Below are 17787 nucleotides of genomic sequence, written 5' to 3'. Positions count from 1 at the left end.
TGGTGAAAAAATCCGGTCTATGATAAAAAGATGATTGTACAAGGAAGATACAAATTAGTGCCGATAATCAATACCCATACAAGTTAAGTTTACACTATCTGCCGGAAAGCCGCACTCCCCCCACAAGCAGAAATTCAGTATCTTCCGTAATGGCAACGGATATGCCACCGTAAACCAGCCCGTTATGAAGCGATTGTCCCTGATCTGTTCTTTGCTGATCTGTATATTCACCGGTTTGCCAGCTGCTTTTGCGGGTGACACTGCATCTTACTATACACAACAGCTTGATAACCGCAACGGACTTTCTAATAGTGCTGTCAACTCCCTGCTTCTTGATTCAGATAAGTTATTATGGGCCGCCACCTGGGATGGGCTCAACATGTACGATGGTACAGCCTTTCATGTATTCAACTATAGTAAGGATAATCCATTACACAGTATCGGTAACAATGTAGTACTGCAGGTAATAGAAGATGGAGACCAGCGGATCTGGCTCAGCACCATTGAAGGAGTATCCCGTTATGATAAGCTAAGTGGTAAGTTCTATAATTATTTTTACAGCCGGCAACAGCGCAGTCGTATCAGCGAGCAGGAATACAGATTAATCGCCGATACGGCAGGACAGTTATATTGTTTGAGCCGTCAGGAAGGACTCACCCGGTATAATGCCCGGGCAGACTCATTTGTGGTATGCCCGTTGCCTGCCGGCAATAACCGGATCAGCAAAGCCGTTTTTGATGCCGCCAATCACCTGTGGGTGCTTCGTGGCGATGGCAGCCTGGAAATATACGCCGACTGGCAGGCACAGTGGCCGCTGTTGCAACGCTACACCAACGTACAGGCGCTGTTTTCGCTGGAAGGCAGCATCTTTTTCACAACTACCGCACACGAGCTGATGACCGTCTCCCCCGGTACACACCAGGTGCAACTGCGGGCACTGCTCCCTCATGCGGTGACTGCGATGACCCGCTATGGGCCCGATTATTTGCTGGCATGGACGACTCAGGGCTTTGGTGTATATGATGCACAATTCCAACCGGCTCATCTGCTGCCTGAAGTAACCCGGCAGTTGCAGGACATGAAGATCATATCGTGGGCTACCAGCAGTGAACAAATATTGTGGTGTGGTACAGATGGCAATGGTATCATCAAAGTGTATCCGCAGACAAAATACTTCGGCACTGTTACCCGCAATACCGGTGGACCGGCCTTCAACAAACCTATCCGTGCTTTTTGTGATAATGGCAACGACCTATGGGTAGGCACCAAAGGCAGCGGTATTATCTGTTTACCGGGCTTTACGAGGCAACCTGCCATTATATCGCCACAACTGTTTACGGCAGAACTGGATGATAATTCCGTGTTTGCCCTTTGCCACGCACCCGATAGCATGATCTATATCGGCACCGATGGCAAAGGCTTGTCCATATACGATCAATTGCATAAACGCTTCTTACGGTGGCAAGAGGTGAGCGGTAGCAGCCAGCTACCTGCTTTCGGCTCTGTATATGCCATACAGCCGGATGCAGATGGTTCATTGTGGCTGGGTACCAGCGGCTATGGCCTCGTACACCTGCGTATTCAGCGACAGCAGCGGAACATGGTGGTTACCGGATTTGAACAATATACCTTTAACGGTACTGACGGCGGACCGGCCAACGATATTATTTATTCCCTCGCCACCGGCCCGGGCAACACCCTCTGGGTGGGCTGCCGCTATGGCGGGCTTAACCTGTTCAATAAAACCCAAAAAAAATTCCTGGCCTTTAAAGCCTTCAGCTATGAAGGTGGACTATCCCACAATGATGTGCTGGCACTTTACCGCGATACGCGGCAACGGCTATGGATAGGCACCAGCTATGGACTGAACTGTATTGCGGAAGCAGACATCAAACAAGTACACCCGGAATTTATCAGGTATAATACAGGCAACGGACTGCCGAATAATACTATTCATGCCATCACACAGGATAACGATGGCCTGATCTGGGTAAGTACCAACAAAGGACTCGCACGCATCAATCCGGCTACATCGGAGATATCACATTTCCAGGAGGCAGACGGACTGCAAAGCAATGAATTCAGCGATGGGGCCGTATGGAAAGATGCCGGCGGCAGACTTTACTTCGGTGGCATCTATGGCTTCAATTATTTTGTGCCGGGTAATATCCAGGAGCGTCGGGTGTATCCGAACCTGCTGATATCCGGGCTGCAGCTGGCCGGCAAAACAAATGAAAACGGATTGCAGGTGCTTAAACCAGGGCAGTATAACCCCTCCGCCTATACGTTATCCAGGCGCGATAACTTTTTTGAATTGCAAGGCAAGGCTGTCAGCTTTTTGCATGCTGAAAAATGCGAATACGCCTGGTTCCTGGAGGGCTACGACAAAAGCTGGCAATACACCGGCGGCAATGGTAAAATTGCCTACAGCAATGTACCTCCCGGCCGGTATGTGCTGAAAGTAAAATGGAGTAATGGCGAAGGCGTATGGACACCTCCCAGTGTATTACTCACACTGACCATCCAACAATATTTCTGGCTTACCTGGCCAGCATTTGGATTATATGGATTGCTGTTGATCAGCGCTGGCACTGCCTTCTGGTTGTACCGTAGAAATAAACTGGAGATGAAACACCAGTTGGAAATGGAACATCTGCTGCGTAAAAAAGAGGAAGAAGTACACGAAGAACAGCTCCGCTTTTTTACCAACATTGCCCATGAACTACAAACACCACTTACGCTGATCGTTGGCGCAGCAGAACGCAGCAGGGAACAACCCGGTGATACCTATCATCAGGCATTGGTGCATCAGCATGCATCCAGACTCACCTATCTTGTGCAACAGCTACTCGAATTCCGCCGGGCAGAAGCTGGCTTTCTGAAGAATTATTATTCTCCCCTGAATATTTCTGCGCTGCTGGAAAATATTGCTGCACTATTCAAACCCATGTGTCAGCAAAAAGTACTGCGCTTCCAAACGGCTATTGCTCCCGCCATGATGGCGGCAATGGACAAAGACAAACTGGAAAAGATCCTGTTTAATTTACTGAGCAATGCCTTCAAGTATACTGGTCGCGACCAGTCCATCGTTTTCAATGCCACGCAGGAAAAGGATTGCCTGGAGATCTATGTGTACAATTCAGGCGCACATATTCCGGCAACGCAACTGGATAGTCTCTTTACCCGTTTTTTTACCACCGGCGCCCATACACAGGAAAAGTTCGGCACCGGCATCGGACTGGCTTTTACCCAACAGATGGTACTGCTGTTGAATGGCAGCATCTGCGCCGTAAATGAAAATGAGGGAGTCGCCTTTTATGTAAAACTGCCGCTGATAGAAGCAGGTATCAGCATGATGGAAGCGCCGGCTAATCCTGCTCCCTCCTACCTGTTGCAATCTATTACGGCCAACCTGTCCTCATCCGGGGCACCAGCCATTGATCCCAATAAGCTATCCCGCATACAAAGTCTGCAGGAAGCAGGTAAAAAAAGTATACTGCTGGTGGAAGATGAATACGCCATCCGGCAACTATTAAAAGATCAGCTTTCCGGTCAGTATATTATATATGAAGCCAATAATGGCAGCGAAGCGCTGGAGCTGATCCGGCAAACCCTCCCCGATCTGATCATCAGCGATATTATGATGCCAGACATGAACGGCCTGGAGCTTTGTAGTAAAATAAAGAATGCGGCCAGCACCTGTCATATTCCTTTTATTATCTTATCTGCCCGTGGCACCATGGATCAGCAAACGGAAGGTTATGAAGCTGGTGCAGATGCATACCTGCCCAAGCCGTTTTATGCTTCACATTTACAGGTACGCGTACGTAAACTGCTGGAATACCGCGAACGCCTGCACGAAATTTTCAGGAGAGATCACGGGCTGGGACAATTGGAGGAAACAGATATGGCTGATGCCGATAAACAATTTCTGCAGGAACTGGTACGCGTAATAGAAGAACGTATAGATGAGGAAGGCCTCAATGCAGAAATACTGGAAAAACATCTGCTCCTTAGCAAAATGCAGTTGTATCGTAAACTGAAAACGATTTCCAATATGACACCGGCAGAGTTTATCCGTTATATCCGGTTAAAGCATGCAGCACAACTGTTAGTAAAAACCCAGTTAACAGTAGCCGAAATCTTTTACAAAACAGGTTTCAATAACCAGTCGTACTTCTTCAGGGAATTTAAAAAGATGTATCGCTGTTCCCCGAATGAATACCGGGAACAACAAACCGCTGTGTAATACACTATGCATAGGCACAAGACAAGGAAAATCTCAACGCATTGATTTACAACAAATACCAATCATTTATTTTTACGATTGTACAGTGCTTTGTAACTATAGTACAGCATCTTCGTACTGCTTCCCCCTATCTTTAGACCATCCAAATCAATCCAAAAAGAATTCACGTATGAAGAAGCAGGGATATGTACTGCTGTAGTTCCATTCAAATCCAACATTAATTACTTTTTTAAAACAGGTTCCTCCAGGGGGACGGAGCCATTAAATTCTTACGAATGAAAAACTGGACACAACTAATGTCAGCGGTGTTATTGCTGCTGCTTGGCGGGGCTACCTATGCCCAGGTTAAAGTAAGTGGCCGTGTAAGCGATGAACAGGGTGGCGCGCTCCCGGGCGTTACCGTGATACAGCCCAACACCCGGAATGGTGCTGTTTCCGCTGTTGATGGCAGCTATACCATTACGCTAACTGCCAGCGAAACACCTACGCTGCAATTCTCCTTTATGGGTTATCTCACCAAAACGATCCGCTATTCCGGCAGCGGTGCACTGAATATTGCACTGCAAAGAGATGAAGTGGTGTTGAAAGACGTCATCGTAATTGGTTATGGTACACAGCGCAGAAGCCAGGTAACAGGCGCCATCTCTTCTATAGATGGAAAAAGTCTGGCTAAAACACAGGCGGTAGATCTCAGCACCGCTTTACAGGGACAGGCGGCCGGTGTATCTGTCACCTCCCCTACCGGCGCGCCGGGAATGGAGGCTGTGGTACGTATAAGAGGTATTGGTTCGCTTAGCCAAAGCAGTAACCCACTCTATATCATAGATGGTGTGCCAATGAATACAGGCTTGAATACTATTTCGCCCAACGATATCGCCTCCATTGAAGTACTGAAAGATGCTGCCGCTGCCGCCATCTATGGCTCCCGTGGCGCCAATGGGGTGATACTGGTGACCACCAAATCCGGGCAGGCGGGCAAAAATGAAATAGGGCTGGACATCGCTTATGGTTTGGCCAAGGCCAGCGGCTTGCCCAATATGCTTAGTACCAGCCAGTTTATAGAACTGCAGAATGAAGCTTTTGCCAGCGATGGCGCTACCGCCCGCAACCAGGACGATCCATCCAAACTGCCTAACACCAACTGGCTGGATGCGGTATTCCGTCAGGCGCTTACCCAGCGTTATAGCCTGAACTTCTCAGGAGGTTCTGATAAAACACGCTACTACCTGGCGGGCAACGTAGTAAACCAGGATGGTACTATTGTGAACTCCAATTTCAAGAGATATGGTTTGCGCTCGAATGTGAGCAGCGATGTAAAAAGCTGGTTAAAGGTGGGTGAAAACATGAATATCACTTACGACAAAACCCAGGAAATAGGAGCCTCCGGCGATGGCGCCAGACCCGGTAGCTTACCCGGTGTAGTACGCTATGCACTCATCAGGCCGAATGCGTTACCGCTCTACGATGATAAAACCGGTTTTTATACCGACCTGCCGCCTGCGAATCTCTATAAAAATGCTTTGCTATATGGTGACGGTAAAAATCCATTGGCCATTGCCGATTACCGTACCCGTACTGCCAGCAAGTATCGCATCTTGGGTAATGTGTTCGCAGAAGCTCACTTCCTGAAAGATTTCAAGCTACGCACTGATCTGGGTACTGATTTCTATATTGCAGAACAACAGCAATACAGCGGACAGATACCCGGTGATCGCACCCTGATGCAGGATAAAGACAAAGGGCTGGATAAATACCGCAACCGTTATACTACCTACAACTGGACCAATGTGCTCAGTTATAATCATACGTTTAATGAGAAACATGCCGTAGGTGTAACCCTTGGTTCAGAATATATTTCATCTAAAGTAGACTACCTGGCTGCTTCCCGCAACGGTTATGACAATCGCGCGGATGGCTCTCCCAGTTTACAGTATCTCGACTATGGTTCCGGTCAGCAGTTCAATAGTGGTACTATGGAAGAATGGGGCCTGATGTCTTACTTCGGCAGGGTTACCTATGCATACGATAATAAATACATGGTGAACGCCAACATGCGGGCCGATGCGTCTACCCGTTTTGGTGCTTCCAACCGCTGGGGTTATTTCCCTTCTTTCTCTGCCGGCTGGAATGTAGCCCATGAAAATTTCATGAAAGATGTGACCTGGCTCAACGATCTGAAAATCCGCGGTGGCTGGGGACAGCTGGGTAACCAGGATATTGGCCTCTATCCTTTCGCCACCATCTACTCTACCACCAATAATATCTTACAGGTGATCAGTCGTGGTAACCCTGATGTAAAATGGGAAACCACTACCCAGTCGAACATTGGTGTAGACGCGGGTTTCCTGAAAGGTGCCCTGACACTCAGCGTAGATTATTTCAATAAGCAGTCATCCGACATTCTCATACAGCTTCCTTCTTCCTATACCAACGGAGATGCTACCCCACCGTATGTAAACGGCGCTAAAATGAGTAATAAAGGACTGGAAATTACTGCTGCTTACCGGCAATCTATTCAGAAGGATCTCTCTTTTAATATAACCGCTAACGTTACCACCTTACGTAATAAGGTAGTATCCCTTTACAAGGGTCGTGAGCAGATTTTCTCCGCAGGATCCGGTCGTGTGATATTGCGGGAAGGCGAGCCTATCAGTTCTTTCTATGGCTATAAAACCAATGGATTATTCCAGAATGACCAGGACGTAGCCCAATATAAAAACAGTAAGGGAGAAGTTTATCAACCTAATGCCAAACCCGGTGATATCCGCTTTGTAGACGTTAACAACGATGGAAAAATTGACGATGCTGACCGTACTATTATCGGTAATCCCAATCCGAAATTATTGTATAGTCTGAATGTAGGTGTCAACTACAAACAGTTTGATCTTACCCTGTTCTTCAACGGCGTACAGGGCAACCAGATTTATAATGAAGTAGACAATATCATTAACAGTTTTGATGGGCGCGGATTTAATAATAAAGAAGATTTCTACACGAACCGCTGGCATGGTGAAGGTACGAGCAACAAGACGCCCAGGGCCACTTTCCTCGATCCTAATAATAACCGCCGCACCTCAGACAGGTATGTAGAAAACGGCAGTTATGTGCGATTAAAAAACCTGATGCTGGGTTATACATTGGCGCCTTCGTTGCTGCAACGCATTGGCTTCAGCAATGCCCGCATCTACATCAGCGCACAAAACCTGTTTACTATTACCAAATACGGTGGCATGGATCCGGAATTATATACCAATGAAAACCTCGCCAACTATGGCGATATGGCCGTGGGCATAGATATGGGCACTTATCCCCCTTCACGCACCTATACATTTGGTTTACAATTCGGTTTCTAGGAATGCCAATTATTTAAAACAACACACCATGAAAAAACTAGTTGTTATAATAGCTGTTGCCGTTAGCATGTTGAGTTGCTCCAAGCGACTGGAAAAGTTCCCACAGGGAAAGCTAACTGCAGGCAATGTATTTACGGAAGCCAATGATTTTGTGATGGCTACTGATGCTGCGTATCTGCCTGTTACCAATCGTTTCCGCGGTGACTGGGGCTGGGATGATGGCAGCAGTATTCCACGTGATTGGGTGGTAGGTGACCTGATGAGTGATGATGCCGTGAAGGGCGGCGGTAGTTTGGGTGACCAGGAAGATATGCGCCGGATGCAAACATTCGGCATTTTCCCGGAGAACAATAATGTGCTGGGGCTCTGGCGCTTTAACTACAAAGGTGTGGATGCCTGCAACACGCTGCTGGCACAGGATGGCGCAGGTGTTCCTGGTCTTGATCCGGCGTTACTGAAACGTATGAAAGGCGAAGTATATTTCCTTCGCGCATTCTACTATTTCCGACTGGTTGTGAATTTCGGTGATATTCCTTTGCTCATACCGGAAAAGAAGCTGATAGATAATACTGTACGCACACCAGCGGCACAGGTATATGAACAGATAGAAAGTGACCTGACACAGGCCATCAGTATGCTGCCTGCCAGCTATGATGCAGATAATTACCAACGGGCTACCACGGGTGCCGCACATGCACTGCTCGCAAAGACTTACCTGTACAGGCAGCGCTGGCAGGATTGTTTGAACCAGGTAGCAGAAGTAGAGAAAGGCAGCTACGCGTTGCTGGATAAATTTGAAGATAACTTCAACGGCGTTGGTGAGAAAGCAGGTGAAATCATTTTTGCGGCGCGTCATGATGCCGGCAAAACGCCTTCACAGGGAGCGGTGCTGAATGCTGTATTCGCGCCACAGGGTAAAGGCTGGGGTTTTGAAATTCCAACCAAAGACCTCGTGGATGCCTTTGAAACCGGCGATCCACGCAGGGCCGCCACCCTTTTCCAGGCAGGCGATAAATATCTGGATGGTAGCAATTATGATCCGGCCTGGTCACCAATTACTGGTTTTAATGTGCGCAAGTTTATGAGTAATGTCAACCCTATAGATGATGGTGGTATTGACTTTGTATACATCCGTCTCGGTGACGTCATACTCTGGAAAGCGGAATGCCATGCTAATCTCGGCGCATTGCCCGAAGCACGCACCGACCTCGAAAGGATCCGGGCACGGGCACGCAAGTACGCAGTTAATCCTGCCACTGCACTGCCACCTGTAACAGCCACCAATAAAGACGCGCTTCTCTCTGCCATTCAACATGAAAGACGGATAGAACTGGCCATGGAAGGGCATCGCTATTATGACCTGGTAAGATGGAACCTGGCGCAGACCGTGCTGGCCAAAGCACCCGATGCAGATCCGCTGAAAGGCTATAAAGATTACGGCAATGGCTGGAAGCCATTAAATAAACTGTTGCCTATTCCGCAGCGCGAAGCAGATCTGTTGAAACTACCGCAGAATACAGGATATTAAAATACTACAGGCAGACATCAAATGCCTGCCTGTAAAGGAATATACGGAAACCTGCCTGTTGTCCCGTAAGGCGCAGTAAGCACCTTGTGGGACAGTCAGTAACATTATCAAGCCATTCAATATGAAACTAGTAACTGCCAACCGTTTTACCGAAAATCCATTGCTACGGCCCGCAGATGTGCGGCCAAGCCGACCCGGCCTGGAAGTGGCCTGTTTGCTGAACCCGGGTGCTTTCGAATTTGATAATAAAATATGGCTCATTATCCGCGTAGCGGAAAGGCCGCAGCAACAGCACAATATCATTTCTTTCCCGATCCTGCAAAATGGTGGTATTGAAATCCTGGAGATCTCAAAAAATGATCCGCACCTGGATGCCAGCGACCCGCGGGTACTACGTTACAAAGGCGATGACTACCTGACTACGCTGTCGCATCTACGTCTTTTTTGTAGTGACGACGGTATTCATTTCCACGAACCGGAAGGCTACCCGGAACTGCATGGAGAAGGTCCGCTGGAATCATTTGGCGTAGAAGATTGCCGCGTAACAAAAATAGCCGACCTCTATTATCTCACCTTCACCGCCGTATCGCCGAATGGCGTAGGCGTGGGCATGCGTACCACCCGCAACTGGAAAACCTTTTCGGACCAGAGTATGATCATCCCACCGCATAACAAGGATTGCGCACTCTTCGATGAAAAAATAAATGGCAGCTACTATGCCCTGCACCGGCCCAGCAGCGTGGATTTGGGCGGCAACTACATCTGGCTGGCACAATCGCCGGATGGGATGCATTGGGGCAAACATCAGTGCCTCATTAAAACGCGGCCGGGATACTGGGACAGCGTACGTGTGGGCGCCGGCGCCGCACCGATTAAAACAAACGAAGGGTGGCTGGAAATTTATCATGGCGCCAATGAAAAGCACCAATACGGATTAGGCGCGCTGCTGCTGGATTTACAGGACCCGTCCAAAGTGCTGGCGCGTAGCGATGACCCTATTATGATTCCCGAAGCACCTTATGAGCTTACCGGCTTTTTCGGACATGTGGTTTTTACCAACGGGCATATTGTAAGGGGTAATGAACTCACTATCTATTACGGCGCGGCCGATGAAGTGGTGTGCGCTGCCCGGTTTTCTATCAGGGAAATACTTTCATCCTTAAAACGGTAAAACTTATGTTCAGCAAGCTTTCTGCAGAAATAAAACATTTCAACCGGCAGCCCCATGATTTTCGCATACTTGTGCTCACCAATATGATTTATGCACTGGTATTACCGGTGATCGACATCTTTGTGGCAGCGTACGTGATGCGTAACTCTAACGACCCTACGAAAGTGGTGATCTATCAACTGACTATTTACACGGGTATACCGCTCACGTTTTTGATCAACGGTTTTTTGTTGAGCCGGTTTAGTATTAAAACATTGTATTCGGCCGGCATGTTACTAAGTGGTGTATCCATGATTGTGATGATGTCGTTGAAAACGCTGGACCTCACCGGCATTGGTATTGCAGGAATGATTATGGGCATGTCTTTCGGCTTCTACTGGGCCAACCGCGACTACCTCGCCTTGTCCATCACCAATGATGAAAACCGTAACTATTACTATGGCCTGGAAACATTTTTCTACACCATCATTGCCGTTGTCATCCCTATTTGTATTGGCTGGTTTATAGAATCCGGTGGTGAAATGAATGTGAACAATGCCTATCGCATCATCACCGGGCTGGTTTTTGTAATTACTATTTTTGCCTCTGTGGTTTGTTTCCGCGGGCATTTCCGTAATCCGGATCAGAAAACATTTATCTACCTGCGCTTTCATCCTTACTGGCGGAAGTTGTTGATGCTGGCTTCACTGAAGGGATTGGCACAGGGGTATCTTGTTACCGCTCCTGCCATGCTGATTATGTTGTTGCTGGGAAAAGAAGGCGCATTAGGCACGGCACAATCTGTAGGTGCTATCATTGCTGCGGTGCTGATGTATATTATTGGCAGGGCGGCAAAGCCGGAACACCGCTTGTCTATTTTTGCGGGCGGCCTGGTATGTTTCGCGCTGGCGGCTATTTTCAATGGCACCTTTTACAATGCCACGGGAGTAGTCATCTTTATGCTGTTCCTGTTGCTGGCAAAACCATTGCTCGACATGGCTTATTTCCCTATCCAGTTTAGTGTGATTGATATTCTTTCTAAAAAAGAAAAGCGCAATGAATACGCTTATATTCTGAATCATGAAGTAGGACTGTATGCCGGCCGTTTCCTGGGTGCGGGCACCTTTATTTTCCTGGCGTATTATTTTTCCAACGAGGTGGCGCTGCGTTACGCCATCATCATTATTGCCGTGCTGCAACTCCTTTCCATTGTGGTAGGGAAAAGTATTATTAAAGAAGGAAAGGCACTGATTAAAGAAACCAAAGAAAAAACATCCGTAGTGATATAAATTGTATAAGCATGGTAAAATTGACAACAACGGGAATAGCCCTCTGCCTGGTATGGATGGCCTGCAAAACGCCGGCGCCACAGCCGGTGGTGCAGCAGCACCTGGCTCGCCTGGACTCCATGGCAGATGTGCCGCAGCCGTTACAAATCATAGACTGGTATGCCCTGGCCCGGCAATTTGACAGTACAGCCTACAACTTTAATACGCCAGGACCTCACTGGCCACTGGTATGGTGGGATAGCAGCCGTCATAATTTTGATCAGCCGGTAGTAGGATTGTATACAGCGATGGATGATCAGCGGCAGGGACCTGCACACAACAAAGGGATCTTTCACGAAGCACTGGCCACCATGGGGGCTACTTTGGGAGCTACCCTGGTGGGCGTAGATAAAAGTCAGCAACAGGGCCTTAACTATGTGGCCATGTTAAAAAACTATTTTAACCGGGAAACAGGATGGGATATTATGATGAATAATACCTGTCCGGAAGTAGCACAGCTGGGTGGAGGCTATGGGCGCGACTGGTGGTATGACGTATATCCTAATGTACTCTTTTATGGCATCTATGATCACTATCCGGCCACAGCAGGCTTTGATACGCTGGCACATCGCATCGCGGAAAAGTTCTGTGCAGCAGACTCTGTGCTGAATGGCAATTATGATCATTCGTTTTTTGATTATGCACAGTTGCAACCAAAAGATAACTGGATCTGCAAGCAGCAGGATGCTGCGGCAGGTCATGCTTATGTATTATATGCCGCCTACCGGAAGTTCGGTGATCCCCGATACCTGCAACATGCAGTACAGGCGCTGCAAACACTGGAAAAACAGCCACATAATACCAACTATGAAGTGCTGATGCCTTTCGGGGCTTATATGGCAGCAAGACTGAATGCCGAGCAAGGCAAACAATTCAACGTACAAAAATTCCTGGAATGGAGTTTTAATGGCGACCCCGCATGCCGCCTTGGCTGGGGTGTACTGGCCGGCAACTGGAATGGTATTGATATATCCGGCATTGTGGGCAGCACCACCGACAGAGGGGGTTACGGCTTCCTTATGAACACCTATGATGCGGCCTGGCCGCTGGTGCCACTGGTGCGTTATGATCCTTCCTATGCGGCTGCTATTGGCAAATGGATGCTGAATGCCGCTAATGCAGCCAGGTTTTTCTATACACAGTATATGCCCGATGATCATGAAACCATTCCTGAAAAAGCAGCCATTACCAAAGGCGTGATTGGTTATGAAGGCATTATCCATACCTCTTCTTACCCCGAATACGCCCACCTGAAAGCTCCCGTGGCACAGGGAGACGGACCACAATGGGCAAAAGGAAATCCCGATGTATCACAGTTCAGCGTATATGGCAGCGGACATGTGGGGATTTTCGGCAGCATCATCCGCACCACCAGCGTACCCGGCATATTACAACTGAATTTACTGGCCACTGATTTTTTCAGAGATAAGGCGTATCCTTCCTATCTCTATTATAACCCTTATACGGAAGAAAAAACAGTGAAGGTAAATGTAGGAGATGTACCGGTAGATATTTATGATACTGTTAGCAGGCGTTTTATAGCACGACAGGTGAAACAACAATACGACCTGGCAATGCCGGGCCGCAGTCCGGCCGTGCTGGTGTTTACGCCTGCGGGCGGAAAAGTGAGTAAAATGGGTAACCGGATGCTGGTGAATGAGGTAGTGGTGAGTTATTAGCGAAAAGCCGAAAGGGAAAAGCAAAAAGCTATTGCATGGGAGATAAACATATATATTATGTTCTCCTATACAATAGCTTTTTGCTTTTCCCTTTCGGCTTTTCGTCTTTTTTTAATTTTTTTTTCCAGAGATGTCCAATTTGATTTAAGTCAGTCCTTATTGAAGTATAAACACAAATATTCAACAATAAAATAAACACATCATGGAACAGAGAATTAACTATTACGAAAAAGGTCAGGGCGCATTCAAAGCATTAAATGGTATTGGAGCCTATCTGACAAAATCTATTATTGAGCAACCACTTTTGCACCTGATTTATTTCCGGGTATCACAAATCAATGGCTGTGCTTATTGCCTGGATATGCATTCCAAAGATCTTCGTGCTATCGGGGAAACAGAGCAGCGTCTTTACATGCTGAATGCATGGCGCGATGCTCCGGTTTATACGGAGCGGGAACGTGCCGCTTTTGCCTGGGTAGAAGCAGTTACCAAAGCACAGGTACCGGATGATGTGTATGCTGCCAGCCGGGAGATATTTTCTGAAGAAGAGCTGATAGACCTGACCATGGCCGCTCTTGCCATCAACAGTTATAATCGTTTAAACGCCGCATTTCTGCCTGTAGCAGGCGGTTACAAGCCTGGCATGTTTACTGCAAAAGCAAATTAGTGCCTGATTATTTTGTCATATCTATCAAATTCGTACATTCATTTATCTATTAAAATATAATACGCCATGAAAGAGTTCATGTTAATATTTCGTCAACCTAGTTATGATTACAGCAATGCTACACCGGAAGAAATGCAGGCCCTTTCCAAGAAATGGGGAGACTGGGCAGGTGGTATTGCAGCACAGGGAAAAGTAGTTGCTCCCGGCCGCCGCCTGGACACCACAGGTAAAGTATTAAAAGCAGGCGGTGTAATTACCGATGGTCCCTTTGTTGAAATCAGGGAACGTCTGGGTAGTTTTCTTATTGTGAAAGCAGACAGCATAGAAGAAGCCACCACCCTGGCTCATGGCTGTCCTGCGCTGGATGCCAACGGCAGCGTTGAAATCAGGGCTATCTTATAATTTATCAATATCATCAAACAAAGCCACTCTTTCGCGAGGGTGGTTTTGCTATTTATATATGGAAAAGGGACACACGGCTTTAAAGCATTTATTCCAGCAGGAATTTTCCAAAATGGTAGCTGTCATCAGCCACCTTTATGGCTTACAGCATATTGAAATAGCAGAAGATATTGTCAGCGAAACATTTTTGCTGGCAACGGAAACCTGGGAAGCAAAAGGCATTCCTCCAAATCCAACAGCCTGGTTATACACAGTTGCCAAACAAAAAACCTTGTATCATTTCAGGAGAAATAAAATATATGAAAAGAAGGTGATGCCGGAATTAACTGCCAGAGAAGAACGCAGCGTGGAAACAGAAGACTTTAGTTTCTCTCCCCAGCAAATTAAAGATAGCCAGCTACAAATGCTTTTTGCCGTGTGCACACCTGCTATCGCCAGCGAAGCCCAGATCGGACTGGCTTTGCGTATTCTTTGCGGCTTTGGTATCGATGAAATTGCCGAAGCCTTTTTATCCAATAAAGAAACCATCAACAAAAGATTATTCCGGGCCAAAGAAAAACTGCGGACTGAAAATATAAAAATGGAACTGCCACCGGAACATGAAATCGTGAACCGGCTCGATAATGTACTACACATTATTTACCTTCTTTTCAGTGAAGGCTATTACTCACAAACGCAGAACCAGATCCTACAAAAAGACCTGTGCATAGAAGCATTGCGCCTGGGCTTAATGCTGACGGAATATGACCTCACCAATCTGCCTAAAACAAATGCTTTAATTGCGCTCATGTGCTTTCATGCCTCCCGGTTTAATGCACGACAATCCAACGACAACACCGTAGTGCTTTATGAAGAACAAAACGAAGCATTATGGGATCAGGCGTTGATCAACCAGGGCCAACACTTCCTGGCACTGTCTGCACAAGGCGACGAAGTCAGCTCTTACCATCTCGAAGCCAGGATTGCCTACTGGCATTGCATAAAGGAAGATAGCCCTGAAAAATGGGAGGATATTCTACAGTTATACAACGCCCTGCTAATGATCAACTACTCCCCCAGCGTAGCCCTTAACAGGACATTTGCATTATACAAAGCCAATGGGAAAAAAGCAGCTTTGGCAGAAGCAGAAAAATTAAAGCTGGAGAATAACCATTTTTATTTTCTGTTGCTGGGTGAATTATATAAAGATATTGATAACAAAAAAGCGTTGATGCATCTTCAGAAAGCGTATGACCTGGCTAAAATACAGGTGGAGCGCCAGGGAATTAAAGAAAAGATGGATAGCATCCGCTAATAAATACTGATATACACATGGAAGCCAATATAAAATTTATCGGTAAAATCGATTCCATTCTAACGGCACTCGAAGAATGTCCGTTGCAGGAAAGTGAAAATGCACCAGCCGCAATGATCACTATCTTCCCGGAATTTATAACAGGTATCCAGCACATTACCGAGGGAACAGACCTGCTTTTATTTACCTGGCTGCATCAGGCCAACAGAACAATATTAGCATGCCAGCCCAGGAATAATCCGGCAGCTCCGCTTACCGGCGTATTCTCCACCAGATCACCTGACCGGCCTAATCCTATTGGTATGCATCAAGTGAAAGTATTGGCGGTTTCACCTGATGGCGTCATTTGCGTATCCGGCCTGGAAGCATTGGATCAAACACCTGTAGTGGATATTAAACCGGTCATCCGGAAATAAAGCGAAATATCCGGTTGTTGCAAAAAAAGCAACAACCGGAGCAGATGGTATTTACTCCCCAAACCCATGCACCAATGTCATGGTACAATTATCTGTAGAAGCCCACCGTATGGCCTTTAACGGCTGATACGCCGGATCATTATAACATTGCAATGCCGCCGCTTCCGACGGAAATTTAATCACTGCATTCATTTTCTTTACTGCGCCTTCTACCCCGATGGCTTCCAGATCGGATGCCAATACCTCCGCGCCATATCGATGCAGTAACGCTATTACCGGCGGGCCGTATTTGCGGTATTCTTCCATGTTGGTGATATCGTAGCTATTGATATAATATACTGGCATAAGTGATGCTTTCAAACATTAGTAAATATATTCCGGTGGTACGATTCCATTCATGCGGAGGTACACGGTCGCCTGTCCGCGGTGATGGGTGATGTGATCAATCGTAGCATAAAAGCCGGCTATCGCCTGATCAGACAGTTGCATATGCTCCATGCTTTTTTTCAGGTCAGAAAAAGCATGGTCCAGGTAAGCAATGGTAGCATCTTTGCCGGTGGTGGCTACAGGAGGATCCCAGTCAGAGGGTTGTTGTCTTATAAAATTTTCTTCCCACCAACCAATTCCATAGCCTATATGATGCATTAGTTCTCCAAATGTCCACACGGCTGCAGTGGGTTTAAAACCGAAGTTTTCTGCGGGCATAGCGGCGGCCACGCTCAACGTGTAATCCTTTGCATTGCCGAGCGTTGTTAATAATTGTGCTTTCATAATATTCAATTTGATAAGCCAAAATTAACCTGCCCGGATAGCATCTGTTTAAGGAAAATTGCTGTTTTTACAGGCGTGTGGCGGAAGGAGATTTTCCAAACTGCTTTTTATAAGCTGCGGAAAAATGTTCAAGACTGTTAAAGCCGGAGGAGAAGGCAATATCTGTAACGGGTAGCTGTGTATTACAAAGCTGCAGGTGCGCCTGTTTGAGTCTTACCTGCAACATATAGTTGTATGGCGCTGCTGCTGTAATTTGCCTGAACAGGCGGTTAAAATGAAACGGGCTCATATTACCCAGTGCCGCTAATTGTGGCAGGCTAACATCATCTGCATAATTTTCATTGATAAATTCCTTTACCTGTTCAATTACCGGGAGATAATTTCTCTTTTGTTTGTCATTCAACACCGGCAAGGGCTGCCGCGGGTTACCAGCGGCCAGTACCAGCAGAAAAAGCTCCGTCATCAGTTGTTCCGCCCATAGCCGGGAGTAGCGTGATTGTTGCAGCAAAGTGAATATACGCTGGTGCAGAAACTCCATTTCAGCAGTGGCTTTTACGAGTATCGACTGTATATCCGGGTTATCAAAAAACCAGGCGAAGGCTGCAGCATGCGCCATTAAGCCGGCTGTACTTTCCTCCGGAAAGGAAAAAATGGTGCATTGATCCGGAATATCGTGCACATGGGCTACCTGGTGTTCATAGCCAGGTTTACAGAGCAGGAATAAGCCACTGTAAGCATCTAAATCATTTCTGAAAACTTTAAACCGGAAATTGCCTTTGCGGATATAGGCCATAGAAAATGTGGCCTGATATTCTTTTTCAGATACAGCGCACTCCCTGCACCGGCACAAAAAATTATGTACCGTACAAATAGGTGAATCATAAAGTGTTTGTATATCCGCCTGCATATGTATAAAGTTAGTCATTGTGAGATAATAATGACCAAATTTA

Annotated in this window: 13 protein-coding genes; 10 read left to right on the top strand and 3 right to left on the bottom strand. The window is 46.9% G+C overall.

Annotated features, from left to right (window positions below; genetic code table 11):
* Nucleotides 1-184 precede the first annotated feature (184 nt).
* From AC1DCV_RS22800 to tsaA, 10 genes are all read left to right on the top strand, one after another.
* Nucleotides 185-4249, top strand: a complete 4065-nt coding sequence (locus tag AC1DCV_RS22800; RefSeq protein ID WP_477025309.1) for a hybrid sensor histidine kinase/response regulator transcription factor — start codon at nucleotides 185-187, stop codon at nucleotides 4247-4249.
* Nucleotides 4250-4524: 275 nt separating this feature from the next.
* Nucleotides 4525-7602 (top strand): SusC/RagA family TonB-linked outer membrane protein, encoded by a 3078-nt coding sequence (locus tag AC1DCV_RS22795; RefSeq protein ID WP_477025308.1) that lies wholly within the window; start codon nucleotides 4525-4527, stop codon nucleotides 7600-7602.
* A gap of 28 nt (nucleotides 7603-7630) precedes the next feature.
* On the top strand, nucleotides 7631-9130 hold the full coding sequence (locus AC1DCV_RS22790; RefSeq protein ID WP_477025307.1) for a RagB/SusD family nutrient uptake outer membrane protein: 1500 nt from the start codon (nucleotides 7631-7633) through the stop codon (nucleotides 9128-9130).
* 121 nt (nucleotides 9131-9251) lie between these two features.
* Nucleotides 9252-10301, top strand: a complete 1050-nt coding sequence (locus AC1DCV_RS22785) for a glycoside hydrolase family 130 protein (RefSeq protein WP_477025306.1) — start codon at nucleotides 9252-9254, stop codon at nucleotides 10299-10301.
* Nucleotides 10302-10306: 5 nt separating this feature from the next.
* The gene (locus tag AC1DCV_RS22780) at nucleotides 10307-11569 is read left to right on the top strand and encodes an MFS transporter (protein WP_477025305.1); all 1263 of its coding nucleotides are present in this window, start codon (nucleotides 10307-10309) and stop codon (nucleotides 11567-11569) included.
* An 11-nt stretch (nucleotides 11570-11580) separates the two neighbouring features.
* Complete coding sequence (locus AC1DCV_RS22775) at nucleotides 11581-13287, top strand: hypothetical protein (protein ID WP_477025304.1); 1707 nt, start codon at nucleotides 11581-11583, stop codon at nucleotides 13285-13287.
* Between the two features lie 202 nt (nucleotides 13288-13489).
* The gene (locus AC1DCV_RS22770) at nucleotides 13490-13954 is read left to right on the top strand and encodes a carboxymuconolactone decarboxylase family protein (protein WP_477025303.1); all 465 of its coding nucleotides are present in this window, start codon (nucleotides 13490-13492) and stop codon (nucleotides 13952-13954) included.
* A 66-nt stretch (nucleotides 13955-14020) separates the two neighbouring features.
* Entirely contained in the window at nucleotides 14021-14356 is a 336-nt protein-coding gene (locus AC1DCV_RS22765) for a YciI family protein (RefSeq protein ID WP_441574497.1), read from the top strand.
* Nucleotides 14357-14414: 58 nt separating this feature from the next.
* On the top strand, nucleotides 14415-15650 hold the full coding sequence (locus AC1DCV_RS22760) for an RNA polymerase sigma factor (protein ID WP_477025302.1): 1236 nt from the start codon (nucleotides 14415-14417) through the stop codon (nucleotides 15648-15650).
* A 17-nt stretch (nucleotides 15651-15667) separates the two neighbouring features.
* Nucleotides 15668-16066: a tRNA (N6-threonylcarbamoyladenosine(37)-N6)-methyltransferase TrmO gene (tsaA, locus tag AC1DCV_RS22755; protein WP_477025301.1), complete on the top strand. Its 399-nt coding sequence runs from the start codon at nucleotides 15668-15670 to the stop codon at nucleotides 16064-16066.
* A 51-nt stretch (nucleotides 16067-16117) separates the two neighbouring features.
* On the opposite strand, the gene AC1DCV_RS22750 is transcribed toward tsaA, so the two are convergent.
* The 3 genes from AC1DCV_RS22750 to AC1DCV_RS22740 all read right to left on the bottom strand — a co-directional run bounded on the left by AC1DCV_RS22750 (nucleotide 16118) and on the right by AC1DCV_RS22740 (nucleotide 17762).
* Nucleotides 16118-16411: a DUF1330 domain-containing protein gene (locus AC1DCV_RS22750; protein WP_477025300.1), complete on the bottom strand. Its 294-nt coding sequence runs from the start codon at nucleotides 16409-16411 to the stop codon at nucleotides 16118-16120.
* An 18-nt stretch (nucleotides 16412-16429) separates the two neighbouring features.
* The gene (locus AC1DCV_RS22745; protein ID WP_477025299.1) at nucleotides 16430-16837 is read right to left on the bottom strand and encodes a DinB family protein; all 408 of its coding nucleotides are present in this window, start codon (nucleotides 16835-16837) and stop codon (nucleotides 16430-16432) included.
* Between the two features lie 67 nt (nucleotides 16838-16904).
* Nucleotides 16905-17762, bottom strand: coding sequence for a helix-turn-helix domain-containing protein (locus tag AC1DCV_RS22740; protein ID WP_477025298.1), 858 nt, complete (start codon nucleotides 17760-17762; stop codon nucleotides 16905-16907).
* Nucleotides 17763-17787: the final 25 nt, after the last annotated feature.

Source organism: Chitinophaga sp. 10T418 (genome assembly GCF_056394125.1).
The sequence above is the reverse complement of the archived record's forward strand: the minus strand, read 5'-3'. Positions and strand labels throughout refer to the sequence as shown.